The organism is Burkholderia sp. 9775_39, assembly GCF_015712225.1.
Classification (GTDB): Bacteria; Pseudomonadota; Gammaproteobacteria; order Burkholderiales; family Burkholderiaceae; genus Burkholderia; species Burkholderia cenocepacia.
Genome location: NZ_JACCQC010000012.1, coordinates 136043 through 151848 on the forward strand (window position 1 = coordinate 136043; position 15806 = coordinate 151848).

Here is a 15806-nt window from a genome sequence, read left to right on the forward strand (position 1 = left end):
GGTCGGCGGCGCGCGTCAGGCCGGCTGGTGCGCGTCGTTGCGGTGATGGAGAAGCGTCGGCCAGCGCGCGGTGGCGCGCCATGCGGCAAATGCGTCGGGATCGCCGAGCGTGCCGCCGAGCGCGGCCTGCGCGCACGCGACGGCCGCCTGCGCGACTTCCGGCGCGATCATGAAGCCGTGCCGGTACAGGCCGTTGACGGCGAGCGTCGATGCGCCGTCCCAGATCACCGCCGGACGATGATCGGGCAGCGTCGGCCGGCACTGCGCGTTGAGTTCGAGGATGCGCGCTTCGCCGAACGCCGGATGCACGGAGAACGCCGCGCTCAGCAGTTCGAGCGCGGAACGCACGCTCACGGGCGACATGTCCTCGCCCTCCACCTCGGTCGCGCCGATCACATAGAGATCGTCCTGCTTCGGTGCGATGTACAGCGGGTAGCGCGGATGCAGCAGCCGCACGGGCCGCGTGAGCCCGATGCCGGGCGCGTGCACGCGCGCGACTTCGCCGCGGATGCCGCGCAACGCGGGCAGCGCGGGTTTCGCGCCGAGCCCGCGACAATCGATCGTGACATGCGCGGCGGGCAGGTTCGCGTCGTCGACCGCCGCGTGCCAGTGCAGCGCGACGCCGCGTTCGGCGAGGCCCGCGGCGAGCGCGCGCAGCGCCTGGCGGTTGTCGAGCTGGCCTTCGCGCGGCAGCATCAGCCCGCGCGCGAAGCGGCCCGCGAGCGCGGGTTCGGCCGCGTCGACCTGCGCACCGGCCAGCGTCACGAAACCGCCGTCGAACAACTCGGCCGGCGCGTTCGCGCGCACGCGCCGCTCGAACAGCGGCGCCTCCGCGCGGTCCGCGTGATGCCAGACGACGAGCGTGCCGCGATGCTGGAAGAAGACGGGTTCGGGCAGTTCCGCGAGCCACTGCGGCCAGCGCGCGAGCGACGCGGCGCCGAGCTCGGTGATCAGCAGCTCCGCGCTCGCCGCTTCCGCGAGCGGCGCGAGCATCGCGGCCGCGATCCACGCGGCCGACTGCTCGCCGTCCGGCCCGCCGCGCTCGTAGAGCGCGACGCGATGCCCGTCACCCGCGAGCCGCCACGCGATCAGGCGGCCGGCGAGGCCGCCGCCGAGTACCGCGAAATCGGGTCGTGCATCCCGGACGTTCATCGCGCGCCCTCCGCGCGGTCACGCGCGACGAGCGTCGACGTGCACGCGCCACCGCATGCGAACGCACGCGACATCGGGCCGGGAACCATGCAAAAGACTGAAGATTGTGCGGTCATCATTCCTTCCGTAACGCGCAATGCGCGTACCCAAAAGGACGAAACCGGCAGCAAAGGCCGGCCGGGCGGGACTCGGGCGCTGACCATGTGGGATGGCGGCCAGCGCGGCCCGGCGGGATCAGAAACTTCCCTCGCCGGTATTACCCGGATCGGGTGCGAAGGGTCTTTCTCAGCCTCGCCGCGCTGCCCGGAACATCTGCCGGCCGCGCCACGAAGCACCCCTGTTTCGTCGTCGGCCATTAGACCATAAAAGCGGAAAGCGCCGCAAACTGTCCCCCTTGCGGCAAATTCGCCGGCGCGCCGCGCCGCTCTGGCACAATGCCCGCAGGCCGGCCGCGCGAGCGGCCGGTTGCCGCGTCACCGCCGGTTTTTAAGTGCCGTTTAAGACGCACGGGCGACCATCCGGACGCCCGCCGTCAGTCGGCGCCGCGCCCCGGCATGCCGTATCGCGGCGCGCGCCCGGTTTCGCCCGGCCCGCGCGCCGGCTCATCATCAGGAAGCACATGACCCAATCGATCGATCCCGTCCGCTCCGCCTCCGACGCGCCGCAGGACGAGCGCCCGGTATCCGCATGGAGCCTCATCAAGCCCTACTGGGTATCGTCCGAATGGAAAATCGCGTGGGGCCTGCTGGTCACGATCATCGCGATCAACCTCTGCGTGGTCTGGATCAACGTCCGGCTGAACAAGTGGAACGCGCAGTTCTACAACGCGCTGCAGTCGAAGGACGTCCACGACTTCCCGAACCTGCTGATGCAGTTCTCCGCGCTCGCCTTCGCGTTCATCATCCTCGCCGTGTACGGCCGCTACCTGCGGCAGATGCTCGGCTTCCGCTGGCGCCAGTGGCTCACCGACCGCTTCCTCGGCCAGTGGCTCGGCGATCGCGCGTTCTACCGGATCGAACGTGACCGCCTCGCCGACAACCCCGACCAGCGGATCACCGACGACCTCCAGTCGTTCGCGACCACGACGCTCGCGCTGTCGCTCGACCTGCTGTCGACGGTCGTCACGCTCGTGTCGTTCATCACGATCCTGTGGTCGCTCGCCGGCGCGCTGACGTTCACGCTCGGCGCGACGCCGATCGCGATTCCCGGCTACATGGTGTGGGCGGCCGCGCTGTACGCGGTGGTCGGCTCGCTGATCATCCAGAAGGTCGGCCATCCGCTCGTGTCGATCAACTACCAGCAGCAGCGCGTCGAGGCCGATTTCCGCTTCGGGCTGATCCGCGTGCGCGAGAACGCCGAGCAGATCGCGTTCTACGACGGCGAGAAGACCGAGGCCGGCAACGCGCAGACCCTCTTCACGCGCATCCGCGACAACTGGTGGCGCGTGATGAAGTACACGAAGCGGCTCACGTTCGTGCTGAGCTTCTACGGGCAGATCGCGATCATCTTCCCGCTCGTCGTCGCGGCGCCGCGCTACTTTGCCGGTGCGTTCTCGTTCGGCGTGCTGATGCAGATCTCGTCCGCGTTCGGCACCGTCAGCGACTCGTTCTCGTGGTTCATCAACAGCTACTCGACCCTCGTCGAATGGCGCGCCACCGTCAACCGTCTGCGCGAATTCAAGCGTGTGATGGGCACGTCGCACCTGAAGGAAAGCCTGTCGCCCGCGACCGAGCACGGCGGCATCAACCTGCACTACATCGACGCCGCGAAACTGTCGACGTCGTCACTCAAGCTCGCGCTGCCGAACGGCAACGCGCTCGCGAACATCGGCGACGTCACGATCGAGCCCGGCTCGCGCTGGCTCGTGATCGGCAAATCGGGTTCCGGCAAGAGCACGTTCATGCGCGCGCTCGCGGGCCTGTGGCCGTTCGGCGACGGCGCGATCGACGCGCCGGTCGGCGCGCGGATGATGTTCGTGCCGCAAACCAGCTACTTGCCGATCGGCACGCTCAAGGCCGCGCTCACCTACCCGGCGACGCCCGACACCTTCAGCGACGAAGCGTGCCGCGATGCGCTGCGCGCGTGCCGCCTCGAGGATTACGTCGAGCGCCTCGACGAAACCGCGCACTGGACCCGCGTGCTGTCGCCGGGCGAGCAGCAGCGTCTGGCCGGCGCCCGCGTGCTCCTGCACAAGCCCGACTTCCTGTTCCTCGACGAAGCGACCAGCGCGCTCGACGCGGACAATGAAGCCCGCCTCTATCACCTGTTCGCCGAGCGGCTGCCGAAGGCTGCGATCGTCAGCATCGCGCACCGCGAGTCGCTGGCCGCGTTCCACGTCGGCACGATCAACGTCGAGCGCGTGGGCAGCGACGACAAGGTCGCCGCGTGAACGCACGCGCCGCGCACCTCGAACGCATCGCGCTGATCACCGGCGCAGGCTCGGGGATCGGCGCGGCGCTCGCGCGGCGGCTCGCGGCGCCCGGCATCGCGCTGGCGCTGCATGCGCGCGGCGCGGACGAGGCGGCACGATCGCGGCTCGCCGACGTCGCCCATGCGTGCACGACGGCCGGCGCCGAGTGCATCACGCTGACCGGCGATCTCGGCGAACCGGGTATCGCCGCCGCACTGGTCGATAGCACAGCGACGCGCTTCGGCGGGCTCGACCAGCTCGTCGCGAACGCCGGCTTCGCCGCGCGGCAATCCTTTTCCGAGCTCTCCGCGGACACGCTCGCGTCCGCCTTCGCGGCGATGCCCGGTGCGTTCTCCGCACTCGCGGAACGCGCACGGCCGCTGCTCGAAACGTCCGCCGCGCCGCGGATCGTCGCGGTCAGTTCGTTCGTCGCGCACCGCTACCGCGCCGATGCGCCGTTCACGGCGACCGCCGCCGCGAAGGCCGCGCTCGAATCGCTGGTGCGTAGCGCGGCCGCCGAATTCGCCGCGCACGGCATCACCGTCAATGCGGTCGCGCCGGGCTTCACGCGCAAGGACCACGGGCCGAGCGCCGGCAACGCCGCCGCGTGGGCGCAGGCCGAACAGGCGACGCCGCTCGGCCGCATCGCGGAACCCGACGACGTCGCCGCGCTGATCGCGTTCCTGCTGTCGGACGCGGCACGGCAAATCACCGGCCAGGTCATCCACGTCGACGGCGGCCTGACGCTCTGACGCGTCTTCCCTCCTGCCTGTTTTTCAGCACGAACCTGCATCCGCCTTTTTGGCATGCCGGATCGCGCCCGTAAAATAACCGCGACGCGGCAGCGCGGGACGAGACAAGACGAGAGGGGGCGGCAAGCATGCAGGCATTCCAGTGGTTCAACGAATTGTCGACGCGCGAGCGCCGGACGCTGTACGCCGGATTCGGCGGCTATGCGGTCGATGCGTTCGACTTCATGATCTATTCGTTCCTGATTCCGACGCTGATCGCCACCTGGGGCATGACGAAGAGCGAGGCCGGGATGATCGCGACCAGTTCGCTGATCTCGTCGGCGATCGGCGGCTGGGTCGCCGGCATCCTCGCCGACCGCTATGGCCGCGTGCGCGTGCTGCAGTGGACGATCGCGACGTTCGCGCTGTTCACGTGCCTGTCCGGTTTCACGCATTCGTTCTGGCAGCTCCTTGCGACGCGCACGCTGCAGGGTTTCGGCTTCGGCGGCGAATGGTCGGTCGTGACGATCATGATGGCCGAGACGATCCGCTCGCCCGAGCATCGCGCGAAGGCCGTGGGCACCGTGCAGAGCAGCTGGTCGTTCGGCTGGGGCGCGGCCGCGATCCTCTACTGGGCGTTCTTCGCGCTGCTGCCGGAGCAGGTCGCGTGGCGCGCGTGCTTCTGGATCGGCATCGTGCCCGCCCTGTGGATTCTCTATATCCGCCGCAACGTCAGCGATCCGGACATCTATACGGCCACGCGCCGTGCCCGCGACGAAGGCCGCGTGTCGGGCCACTTCCTCGAGATCTTCTCGCCGCCGCACCTGTGCGCGACGCTGTTCGGCAGCGCGCTGTGCACCGGCATGCTCGGCGGCTACTACGCGATCACGACGTGGCTGCCCACCTATCTCAAAACCGTGCGCCACCTGTCGGTGTTCAATACGAGCGGCTATCTCGTCGTGCTGATCGTCGGCTCGTTCGTCGGCTACGTGGTCGGTGCGATCCTGTCCGACCGGCTCGGCCGCCGCACGTCGTTCATCCTGTTCGCGGTCGGCTCGTTCTCGCTCGGCATGGCATACACGATGCTGCCGATCACCGATACCGCGATGCTGCTGCTCGGCTTTCCGCTCGGCATCGTCGTGCAGGGCATCTTCGCGGGCGTCGGCGCGTATCTGTCGGAGCTGTATCCGGGCGCGATCCGCGGCTCGGGCCAGGGCTTCTGCTACAACCTCGGCCGCGGGCTCGGCTCGTTCTTCCCGATCCTCGTCGGCGCGCTGTCGCAATCGATGTCGCTCGTGAAGGCGATCGGCCTCGTCGCGGGCGGCGGCTACCTGCTCGTGATCGTCGCGGCGCTCGTGCTGCCGGAAACGCGCGGCAAGTCGCTCGCCAACGATCCGGCCATCGCGTCGTGAGCCACCGCCCCGTTCCGGACACCGCATGCACGTGATCGTTCTCGGCGCCGGCGTGATCGGCGTCACCACCGCCTGGCACCTGCGCGAAGCAGGCTGCGACGTCACCGTGATCGAACGCGAGGCCGACGTCGCGCAAGCGACGAGCCTCGGCAACGCGGGCGTGATCGCGCCCGGCTACGTGACGCCGTGGGCCGCGCCCGGGATGCCCGGCAAGATTCTCAAGTACCTGTTCAAGCCTGCGTCGCCGCTGATCTTCCGGCCGACGCTCGACGCCGCGCAGTGGCGCTGGATCGCGCGCTGGCTGCGCGAATGCGAATTCGAGCGGTTCCGCGTGAACAAGCAGCGGATGCAGCGCATCGCGTATTACAGCCGCGCGTGCCTGCATGCGTTTCGCGACCGTTATCCGTTCGACTACGGCGCGAGCCGCGGCTACCTGCAACTGCTGCGCAGCGCGTTCGACGTCGAGATGGTGCAGCCCGCGCTGAAGGTGCTGCGCGATGCCGGCATCGCGTTTCGCGAACTCGACGCGGCCGGCTGCACCGCGATCGAGCCAGGCCTGCGCTGGGCGCGGCAGGCGCCCGTCGGCGGCATCTACCTGCCCGACGACGAAGCGGGCGACTGCGCACGCTTCACGCGAGAACTGCGGGCGCGGTGCGAAGCGAACGGCGTGACGTTCCGGTTTCGCACCGCGATTCGAGCGCTCGATGTCGCGGGCGGTGAGGTGCGCGGCGTGCGGATCGACTCGCTCGACGCGGGCGCCGCCGCCCGACGCGATGCGCTGCTCGCCGCCGATGCGATCGTCGTCGCACTCGGCGTCGACAGCGCGGGCCTGCTGCGACCGCTCGGCATCGACGTGCCGCTGTATCCGGTGAAGGGCTACTCGGCCACGCTCGCGGTCGTCGACGATGAAAAGGCCCCATGCGCCGCGCTGATGGACGAATCGCTGAAGACGGCGATCACGCGCTTCGGCCCGACGCTGCGCGTCGCCGGCACCGCGGAGCTCGGCAACCGCCACGCGGCGCTGCGGCAGCAGGCGCTCGACACGCTGATGAAGGTGCTCGACGACTGGTTCCCGCATGCGGCCGATCGCGCGTCGGCGCGTTTCTGGGTCGGCCGCCGGCCGATGACGCCCGACGGACCGCCACTGCTCGGCGCGAGCGGCATCGACGGCCTCTGGCTCAACGTCGGCCACGGCTCGACGGGCTGGGCCATGTCGATGGGTTCGGGAAAGGTGGTCGCGGATCTCGTCACCGGGCGCGCGCCGGAGATCGATCTGGCGGGCCTGACGCTCGCGCGCTACGACCGCTAGGGCCGCGCCAGGGACAGGCTTGCGGACGCGCCTTACGCGCCGACGCTGTCGTCCGCACGCGCGATCGGCACCGACACGATCGGCCGGTGCGACACGCCTTCATGCGACAGCCGGCTTTCGAACAGCGTCAGCGCTCCGACACGCACGTCGACGGGCCGCCCCGGCGCGCCGCCGTGCGCGGGCTGGCCGACCGCATCGTGCGGCAGCCGCGCGAGCGTCACGTGCGGCCGGAACGGCCGGCGGTCGGCCGGCACGCCCAGTTCGCGCAGCAGCGCGGCCAGTCCCGCATTCAACGCGACGCACGCAGCATCGACCGCGAGTTCCGCGACGATCAGCCTCGCGCGCGGCAGGCTCGGCCACCACGCGATCCGCTCGACCGGCATCGGCGGCAACGCATGCGCGGCCGCGAGCGCCGGCAGGTGCGCGGCCAGCGCGTCGCACCGTTCCCGCTCGATTGCGCCGATGAACGCGAGCGTCATGTGCAGTTGCGCGGGCGGCGGGCGCCGCGCGCCACGGGTGACCGGCAACGCGTGCAGCGCGTCGCGCGATGCCGCATCGGGCATCAGCGCGACGAACGCACGGAGCCGGTCGCCGTTCATGACTCGCGCACCGTCACGCGCACTTCGGCCACCGCGTCGGCCGACGGCGGACGCTGCGGCAGCGGGCCGTGCTCGCCCCACACGTCGGCCGGCAGCACGCGCGCGAGTTCGGGGATCGTGTTGCGCGTGAACACCGGATCGGCGACGCCGGCCGCGCGCTGGCGGCGATAGTCGGCCCATGCGGCGTGCGCGTACCTGCCGAGCGCGAGGATCGCGATCAGGTTGATGATCGCCATCAAGCCCATGCTCGTATCGGCCATCGCCCACACGAGCGGCAGTTGCCCGACGCTGCCGAACATCACCATGCCGAGCACGGCGATGCGGAACAGCGGCAGCACGCCGCGCCGCTTCGTGATGAATTCGACGTTGCCTTCCGCATACGCGTAGTTGCCGATCACCGACGAGAACGCGAGGAAGAAGATCGCGACGGCCATGTAGATGCCGCCCCAGTCACCGACGTGGCTCGAGATCGCGCGCTGCGTGAGCGCCGCGCCCTCCATCCCGGTGCCGAGTTCGTACTGGCCCGACAGCAGGATCACGAATGCGGTCGCGCTGCAGATCACGATCGTGTCGACGAACACGCCGAGCATCTGGATCAACCCCTGCGTGACGGGGTGGCGCGTGCTCGCGGTCGCGGCCGCGTTCGGCGCGCTGCCCATCCCCGCCTCGTTCGAGAACAGCCCGCGCTTCACGCCGATCGCGATCGCCTGGCTGACCGCGTAGCCGGTCAGGCCGCCGGCCGCCTGCTCGAGGCCGAACGCGCTCTTCACGATCAACGCGATCACGCCGGGCACCAGCGTGATGTGCGTCGCGACCGCGTAGACCGCGAGCGCGAGGTAGCCGATCGCCATCAGCGGCACGATCACCTGCGCGACCGTCGCGATGCGGCGGATGCCGCCGAAGATGATCGGCGCGGACAGCAGCACGAGACCGAGGCCGACCGTCTCGCGACGCCAGCCGAACGACGTATGGAATGCATCGGCAATCGCATTGGCCTGTACCGCGTTGAACACGAAGCCGAACGCGAGGATCAGCGACAGCGAGAACAGCACACCGAAGCCGCGCGAGCGCAGGCCCGTCTGGATGTAGTACGCGGGGCCGCCGCGATAGCTGCCGTCCGGGTGCGATACCTTGAAGATCTGCGCGAGCGTCGCCTCGACGAACGCGGACGACATCCCGACCAGCGCGGTCATCCACATCCAGAAGATCGCGCCCGGCCCGCCGACCGTCAGCGCGACCGCGACGCCGGCGATGTTGCCGGTGCCGACGCGGCTCGCGAGCCCGGTCGCGAACGCCTGGAACGACGAGATGCTGCCCGGTTCGCCCTTGCTGCCGACCAGCTTCATGCTGAGGAACAGCGCCTTCAGCTGGATCATCCGGAACCGCAACGTGAACCACGCACCGGCGCCGAGCAGCAGCGCGATCAGCACGTAGTTCCACAACACGCCATTGACGGCGTCGATCAGCCCATGCACGAATGCTTCCATCCAGAGTCCTTGTAAATAGGGTCAGTCATGTGCGGCGACCGCGAACGCGGCCCGAGGGGCGACATGATATGACAGTTTTCAAGGATTATTACAAAACGAAAGAAATTGAGATGACGAAAAATCGAGGCCGAATGTCATCAGGTTAGACGACGCTTCGCGAAAATGCGGGGCGACGATGCGGGCCCGGCCGACCGGTTCACGCTCGCCCGGCACCCCGCCGGTGAGCGTCAGGGCGCTTCGAATGCTTGCGCCCGACCATCCGTGGCCGACGCCGCGGCAACGACATCAACCGCGCGCAGCCATAAAAAAACCGGGCGCCCTCTCGGACGCCCGGCTTTGGTCGAAACCCGCTCGCGCGATTCAGCTCAGCGCGGCAGTTCCGAATGGCCCATCAGGTACGCATCGACCGAGCGCGCGCACTGGCGGCCTTCGCGGATCGCCCACACCACGAGCGACTGGCCGCGACGCATGTCGCCTGCCGCGAACACCTTGTCGACCGACGTGTAGTACGAACGGTCGCCTTCGGTCGTCGCGCGTGCATTGCCGCGCGCATCCTTCGCGACGCCGAACGCGTCGAGCACCGGCGCGGCCGGCTGCGTGAAGCCCATCGCGAGCAGCACGAGATCGGCCTTCATCTCGAACTCGGAACCCGGCACTTCCTGCATCTTGCCGTCCTTCCACTCGACACGCACCGCGATCAGCTTCTCGACCTTGCCGTTCTTGCCTTCGAGACGCTTCGTCGCGACCGCCCAGTCACGCTCGCAGCCCTCCTCGTGCGACGACGACGTACGCAGCTTGATCGGCCAGTACGGCCACACGAGCTGCTTGTTTTCCTCTTCCGGCGGCTGCGGCAGCAGCTCGAACTGCGTGACCTGCTTCGCGCCGTGACGGTTCGACGTGCCGACGCAGTCCGAACCCGTATCGCCGCCGCCGATCACGATCACGTGCTTGCCCTTCGCGAGCAACTGGTCGGCGAGCTTGTCGCCCGCGTTCACGCGGTTCTGCTGCGGCAGGAAATCCATCGCGAAATGGACGCCCGCGAGCTCGCGGCCCGGCACCGGCAAGTCGCGCGGCGTTTCCGAACCGCCGGCGATCACGACCGCGTCGAATTCTTCCTTCAGCGTGTCCGGCGAGATGGTTTCCTTCGCGAGGCTGCCGATCGATTCGGGCAGCGGCTCCTTGCCGATGAACACGCTGGTACGGAACGTCACGCCTTCCGCTTCCATCTGGCGCATGCGGCGATCGATCAGCCACTTCTCGAGCTTGAAGTCGGGAATCCCGTAACGCAGCAGGCCGCCGATGCGGTCGTTCTTCTCGAACACCGTCACGTCGTGGCCCGCACGCGCGAGCTGCTGCGCGGCGGCGAGGCCCGCGGGGCCCGAACCGACGACCGCGACCTTCTTGCCCGTCTTGTGTTCGGCCGGCAGCGGCTTCACCCAGCCTTCCGCCCAGGCCTTGTCGATGATCGCGTGCTCGATCGACTTGATGCCGACCGGATCGTTGTTGATCCCGAGCGTGCAGGCCGCTTCGCACGGCGCCGGGCAGATACGGCCCGTGAATTCCGGGAAGTTGTTGGTCGAGTGCAGGACTTCGATCGCCTGCTGCCAGTCCTGGCGGTAAACGAGATCGTTGAAGTCCGGGATGATGTTGTTGACCGGGCAGCCGTTGTTGCAGAACGGGATGCCGCAATCCATGCAGCGCGCGCCCTGGACCTTCGCGTCCGCGTCGGTCAGCGCCGCGACGAATTCCTTGTAGTGCTTCACGCGCGTGAGCGGTGCTTCGTACGCCTCGTGGCGGCGTTCGAACTCCAGAAAACCGGTTGCCTTGCCCATAAGGTGCTCTTCTGTTCGGTGTATCGGGTGGGGGAGCCGCGCGCGGCCATCAGGCGCGCGCGGCATTCGCTATGTCGTTCGTCGCTCAGGCGGCCAGCACTTCCTTCGCCGCCTTCTTCGCACCGATCTCGCCCAGCGCGCGCTTGTATTCGTGCGGGAACACCTTCACGAACTGGCGGCGCGCCGCGTCCCAGTTTTCCAGCAGCGACTTCGCGCGCGGCGAACCCGTGAACTGGAAATGACGCTCGACGAGCCCCTTGAGCAGCGCTTCGTCCGTCGTGCCGGCGTGCCAGAGCGCGCGGTCGACCGTGCGCTCCTGCTCGGCCTGCTGCAGCACCGGCTCGAGCGCGACCATCGACTTGTTGCACTTGGCCGCGAACGTGCCTTCCGGATCGTAGATGTACGCGAGGCCGCCCGACATGCCGGCCGCGAAGTTGCGCCCCGTCTCGCCGAGCACGACGACCGTGCCGCCCGTCATGTATTCGCAGCCGTGGTCGCCCGTGCCTTCGACGACCGCCGTCGCGCCCGAGTTGCGCACGCAGAAGCGCTCGCCGGCCACGCCGCGGAAGAACGCTTCGCCTTCGATCGCGCCGTACATCACCGTGTTGCCGCAGATGATGTTTTCCTCGGACTTGCCGCGGAAGTCGTTGGTCGGGCGGATGATGATCCGGCCGCCCGACAGGCCCTTGCCGACGTAGTCGTTGCCGTCGCCGACGAGGTCGAGCGTCACGCCCTTCGCGAGGAACGCGCCGAAGCTCTGGCCGGCCGTGCCCTTCAGCTGGATGTGCACCGCGTCGTCGGCCAGGCCGTCGTGGCCGTGCTTCTTCGCGATCACGCCCGACAACATCGCGCCGACCGTGCGGTTCACGTTGCGCACCGGCTGGATGAACGACACATGCTCGCCGTTCTCGATCGCGGCCTTCGCCTTCTCGATCAGCACGTGGTCGAGCGCGCGCTCGAGGCCGTGATCCTGCACGTCGACGTGACGCGGCGCGACGTCCTCGCACTCTTCCGGCTGGTAGAACACACGCGAGAAGTCGAGGCCCTTCGCCTTCCAGTGCTCGATGCCCTTGCGCGTATCGAGCAGATCGGCGCGGCCGATCAGGTCGTCGAACTTCGCGACGCCGAGCTGCGCCATGATCTCGCGCACTTCCTCGGCGACGAAGAAGAAGTAGTTCACGACGTGCTCGGGCTGGCCCTTGAACTTCGCACGCAGCACCGGATCCTGCGTCGCGACGCCGACCGGGCACGTGTTCAGGTGGCACTTGCGCATCATGATGCAGCCCTCGACGACGAGCGGCGCCGTCGCGAAGCCGAATTCGTCCGCGCCGAGCAGCGCGCCGATCACGACGTCGCGGCCCGTCTTCATCTGGCCGTCGGCCTGCACGCGGATACGGCCGCGCAGGCGGTTCAGCACCAGCGTCTGCTGCGTTTCGGCGAGGCCGAGTTCCCACGGCGTGCCGGCGTGCTTGACCGACGACAGCGGCGACGCGCCCGTGCCGCCGTCGTGGCCGGCGATCACGACGTGATCGGCCTTCGCCTTCGCGACACCGGCCGCGACCGTGCCCACGCCCACTTCCGACACGAGCTTCACGGAGATGCTCGCGCTCGGGTTCACGTTCTTCAGGTCGTGGATCAGCTGCGCCAGATCCTCGATCGAGTAGATGTCGTGGTGCGGCGGCGGCGAGATCAGGCCGACGCCCGGCACCGAGTAACGCAGCTTGCCGATGTATTCCGACACCTTGTGGCCCGGCAGCTGGCCGCCTTCGCCCGGCTTCGCGCCCTGCGCCATCTTGATCTGGATCTGGTCGGCCGATGCCAGGTACTCGGCGGTGACGCCGAAGCGCCCCGACGCGACCTGCTTGATCTTCGAGCGCAGCGAATCGCCGTCCTTCAGCGCGATGTCGCTGACGATCTCGTCGCCGATCACCGACTTCAGCGTCTCGCCCGACTTGATCGGAATGCCGCGCAGTTCGTTGCGATAGCGCTTCTCGTCCTCGCCGCCTTCGCCGGTGTTCGACTTGCCGCCGATCCGGTTCATCGCGATCGCGAGCGTCGCATGCGCCTCGGTGCTGATCGACCCGAGCGACATCGCGCCGGTCGCGAAGCGCTTGACGATCTCCTTCGCCGGCTCGACGTCGTCGATCGGGATCGCCTTGGTCGGCTCGACCTTGAACTCGAACAGGCCGCGGAACGTCATGTGACGCTTGGTCTGGTCGTTGATCAGGTGCGCGTATTCCTTGTACGTCTGGTACGAGTTGCTGCGCGTCGCGTGCTGCAGCTTCGCGATCGAATCCGGCGTCCACATGTGGTCTTCGCCGCGCACGCGGTACGCGTACTCGCCGCCCGCGTCGAGCATGTCGCGCAGGACCGGGTTGTCGCCGAACGCGTCGCGGTGCAGGCGGATCGCTTCTTCCGCGACCTCGAACAGGCCGATGCCGCCGACCTTCGATGCGGTGCCCTTGAAGTACTTCTCGACGAGGTCGCTCGACAGGCCGAGCGCTTCGAAGATCTGCGCGCCCGTGTACGACATGTACGTCGAGATGCCCATCTTCGACATCACCTTCTGCAGGCCCTTGCCGACCGCCTTCGTGAAGTTGTAGACGGCCTTCTCCGGCGACAGGTCGCCCGGCAGCCCTTCGGCCATCTTCGCGAGCGTTTCCATCGCGAGGTACGGGTGCACGGCTTCCGCGCCGTAGCCCGCGAGCAGCGCGAAGTGGTGCGTCTCACGCGCGGAACCCGTCTCGACGACGAGGCCCGTGCTCGTGCGCAGCCCTTGCTGCACGAGGTGCGTGTGGATCGCCGACGTGGCGAGCAGCGCCGGAATCGCGACGTGCTCGGCGTCCGTCTTGCGGTCCGACACGATCAGGATGTTGTAGCCCGACTTCACCGCGTCGACGGCTTCCGCGCACAGCGACGCGAGGCGCGCCTCGATGCCTTCCTTGCCCCACGCGACCGGATAGCAGATGTTCAGTTCGTACGCGCTGAACTTGCCGCCCGTGTACTGGTCGATCGCGCGGATCTTCGCGATGTCCTTGAAGTCGAGCACCGGCTGCGACACTTCGAGACGCATCGGCGGGTTGATGTTGTTGGTGTCGAGCAGGTTCGGCTTCGGGCCGATGAACGACACGAGCGACATGACCATGTTCTCGCGGATCGGGTCGATCGGCGGGTTCGTGACCTGCGCGAACAGCTGCTTGAAGTAGTGATAGAGCGTCTTGTTCTTGTTCGACATCACCGCGAGCGGCGAATCGTTGCCCATCGAACCGACGGCTTCCTCACCCTGAGCCGCCATCGGCGCCATCAGGAACTTCAGGTCTTCCTGCGTATAGCCGAACGCCTGCTGGCGGTCGAGCAGCGCGGCGCCCTGCGTGCGGCCGGCCGCGACTTCCTCGGCCTTCGGCTCGATCTCGTCGAGCTTGATGCGCACCGCGTCGATCCAGCTCTTGTACGGCTTCGCGTTCGCGAGGTTGTCCTTCAGTTCCTTGTCGTCGATGATGCGGCCGTGTTCCATGTCGATCAGGAACATCTTGCCCGGCTGCAGGCGCCACTTCTTGACGATCTTCGATTCGGGGATCGGCAGCGTGCCGGCTTCCGACGCCATGATGACGAGGTCGTCGTCGGTGACGATGTAGCGCGCCGGGCGCAGGCCGTTACGGTCGAGCGTCGCGCCGATCTGGCGGCCGTCGGTGAACGCGATCGCGGCCGGGCCGTCCCACGGCTCCATCATCGCGGCGTGGTATTCGTAGAACGCGCGGCGGTTCTCGTCCATCAGCGTGTGCTGTTCCCACGCTTCCGGGATCATCATCATCACCGCGTGCACGAGCGGGTAGCCTGCCATCACCAGCAGTTCGAGACAGTTGTCGAACGATGCGGTATCCGACTGGCCCGGGTAGATCAGCGGCCACAGCTTCGGCAGATCGTCGGCGAGCACGTGCGACGCGATCGCGCCGGTACGCGCGTTCAGCCAGTTCACGTTGCCCTTCACGGTGTTGATCTCGCCGTTGTGCGCGATCATCCGGTACGGGTGAGCCAGTTCCCACGCCGGGAACGTGTTGGTCGAGAAGCGCTGGTGCACGAGCGCGAGCGCCGACACGACACGCTCGTCCTGCAGGTCGCGGTAGTACACGCCGACCTGGCCGGCCAGCAGCAGCCCCTTGTAGACGACGGTGCGCGCCGACATCGACGGCACGAAGTATTCCTTGCCGTGCTTGAGCTTCAGCGCCTGGATGCGGTGGCTCGCGGTCTTGCGGATCACGTACAGCTTCCGCTCGAGCGCGTCCGTCACCATGATGTCCTTGCCGCGACCGATGAAGATCTGGCGGATCAGCGGCTCGCTCGCCTTGACCGTCGGCGAGATCGGCATCGCATGGTCGACCGGCACGTCGCGCCAGCCGAGCACGACCTGGCCTTCGGCCTTCACCGTACGCTCGAGCTCCTGCTCGCACGCGAGACGCGACGCGTTCTCCTTCGGCAGGAAGATCATCCCGACCCCATATTCGCCGGCCGGCGGCAGGTTCACGCCCTGCTTCGCCATTTCCTCGCGATAGAACGCGTCCGGAATCTGGATCAGGATGCCCGCGCCGTCGCCCATCAGCGGATCGGCGCCGACCGCGCCGCGGTGATCGAGGTTCTCCAGGATCTTCAGACCCTGCTGGATGATCTCGTGGCTCTTCTTGCCCTTGATGTGAGCGACGAAGCCGACGCCGCAGGCGTCGTGTTCGTTTTGCGGGTCGTACAGACCTTGTGCGGCGGGCACCGCGGCGAGCGGCTGCTGGTGGTCGTTCATGGGGACACCGTCGTAAAGGGGGCCTGGAGGCCGTTGAACCGTTTTCTTGTTGCCGTCGAGCCCGCTCCCGACAGGAGACGGCACG

At 68.1% G+C, this 15806-nt stretch carries 9 protein-coding genes and 1 riboswitch; of the genes, 4 read left to right on the plus strand and 5 right to left on the minus strand.

Translation table 11 applies throughout. The annotated features are described in order from the left end of the window. Positions 1-15: 15 nt before the first annotated feature. Positions 16-1152, minus strand: a complete 1137-nt coding sequence (locus tag H0X90_RS18175) for an FAD-dependent oxidoreductase (protein WP_058902241.1) — start codon at positions 1150-1152, stop codon at positions 16-18. Positions 1153-1377: 225 nt separating this feature from the next. Beyond that, a riboswitch (TPP riboswitch) is annotated at positions 1378-1501 on the minus strand. Between the two features lie 270 nt (positions 1502-1771). On the opposite strand from H0X90_RS18175, the gene H0X90_RS18180 reads away from it, so the two are divergent. The 4 genes from H0X90_RS18180 to H0X90_RS18195 all read left to right on the plus strand — a co-directional run bounded on the left by H0X90_RS18180 (position 1772) and on the right by H0X90_RS18195 (position 7014). Further along, complete coding sequence (locus H0X90_RS18180; protein ID WP_012327774.1) at positions 1772-3541, plus strand: ABC transporter ATP-binding protein/permease; 1770 nt, start codon at positions 1772-1774, stop codon at positions 3539-3541. Next, positions 3538-4314 (plus strand): SDR family NAD(P)-dependent oxidoreductase, encoded by a 777-nt coding sequence (locus H0X90_RS18185; RefSeq protein WP_077188928.1) that lies wholly within the window; start codon positions 3538-3540, stop codon positions 4312-4314. The genes H0X90_RS18180 and H0X90_RS18185 overlap by 4 nt, the downstream gene beginning before the upstream one ends. A gap of 128 nt (positions 4315-4442) precedes the next feature. Beyond that, on the plus strand, positions 4443-5705 hold the full coding sequence (locus H0X90_RS18190) for an MFS transporter (RefSeq protein ID WP_077188927.1): 1263 nt from the start codon (positions 4443-4445) through the stop codon (positions 5703-5705). Positions 5706-5730: 25 nt separating this feature from the next. Further along, entirely contained in the window at positions 5731-7014 is a 1284-nt protein-coding gene (locus H0X90_RS18195) for a D-amino acid dehydrogenase (protein ID WP_006482643.1), read from the plus strand. A 32-nt stretch (positions 7015-7046) separates the two neighbouring features. Here the strand turns inward: H0X90_RS18195 and thpR are convergent, their stop codons facing one another. From thpR to H0X90_RS18215, 4 genes are all read right to left on the minus strand, one after another. Continuing rightward, on the minus strand, positions 7047-7613 hold the full coding sequence (gene thpR, locus H0X90_RS18200; protein WP_060267962.1) for an RNA 2',3'-cyclic phosphodiesterase: 567 nt from the start codon (positions 7611-7613) through the stop codon (positions 7047-7049). Beyond that, positions 7610-9100 carry a sodium:alanine symporter family protein gene (locus tag H0X90_RS18205; protein ID WP_006490627.1) on the minus strand — a complete coding sequence of 497 codons (1491 nt, stop codon included), beginning with the start codon at positions 9098-9100 and terminating at the stop codon, positions 7610-7612. The genes thpR and H0X90_RS18205 overlap by 4 nt, the downstream gene beginning before the upstream one ends. 365 nt (positions 9101-9465) lie before the next feature. Beyond that, complete coding sequence (locus tag H0X90_RS18210; RefSeq protein ID WP_077188926.1) at positions 9466-10932, minus strand: glutamate synthase subunit beta; 1467 nt, start codon at positions 10930-10932, stop codon at positions 9466-9468. 85 nt (positions 10933-11017) lie between these two features. Next, positions 11018-15721 carry a glutamate synthase-related protein gene (locus tag H0X90_RS18215; RefSeq protein WP_006490631.1) on the minus strand — a complete coding sequence of 1568 codons (4704 nt, stop codon included), beginning with the start codon at positions 15719-15721 and terminating at the stop codon, positions 11018-11020. Positions 15722-15806: the final 85 nt, after the last annotated feature.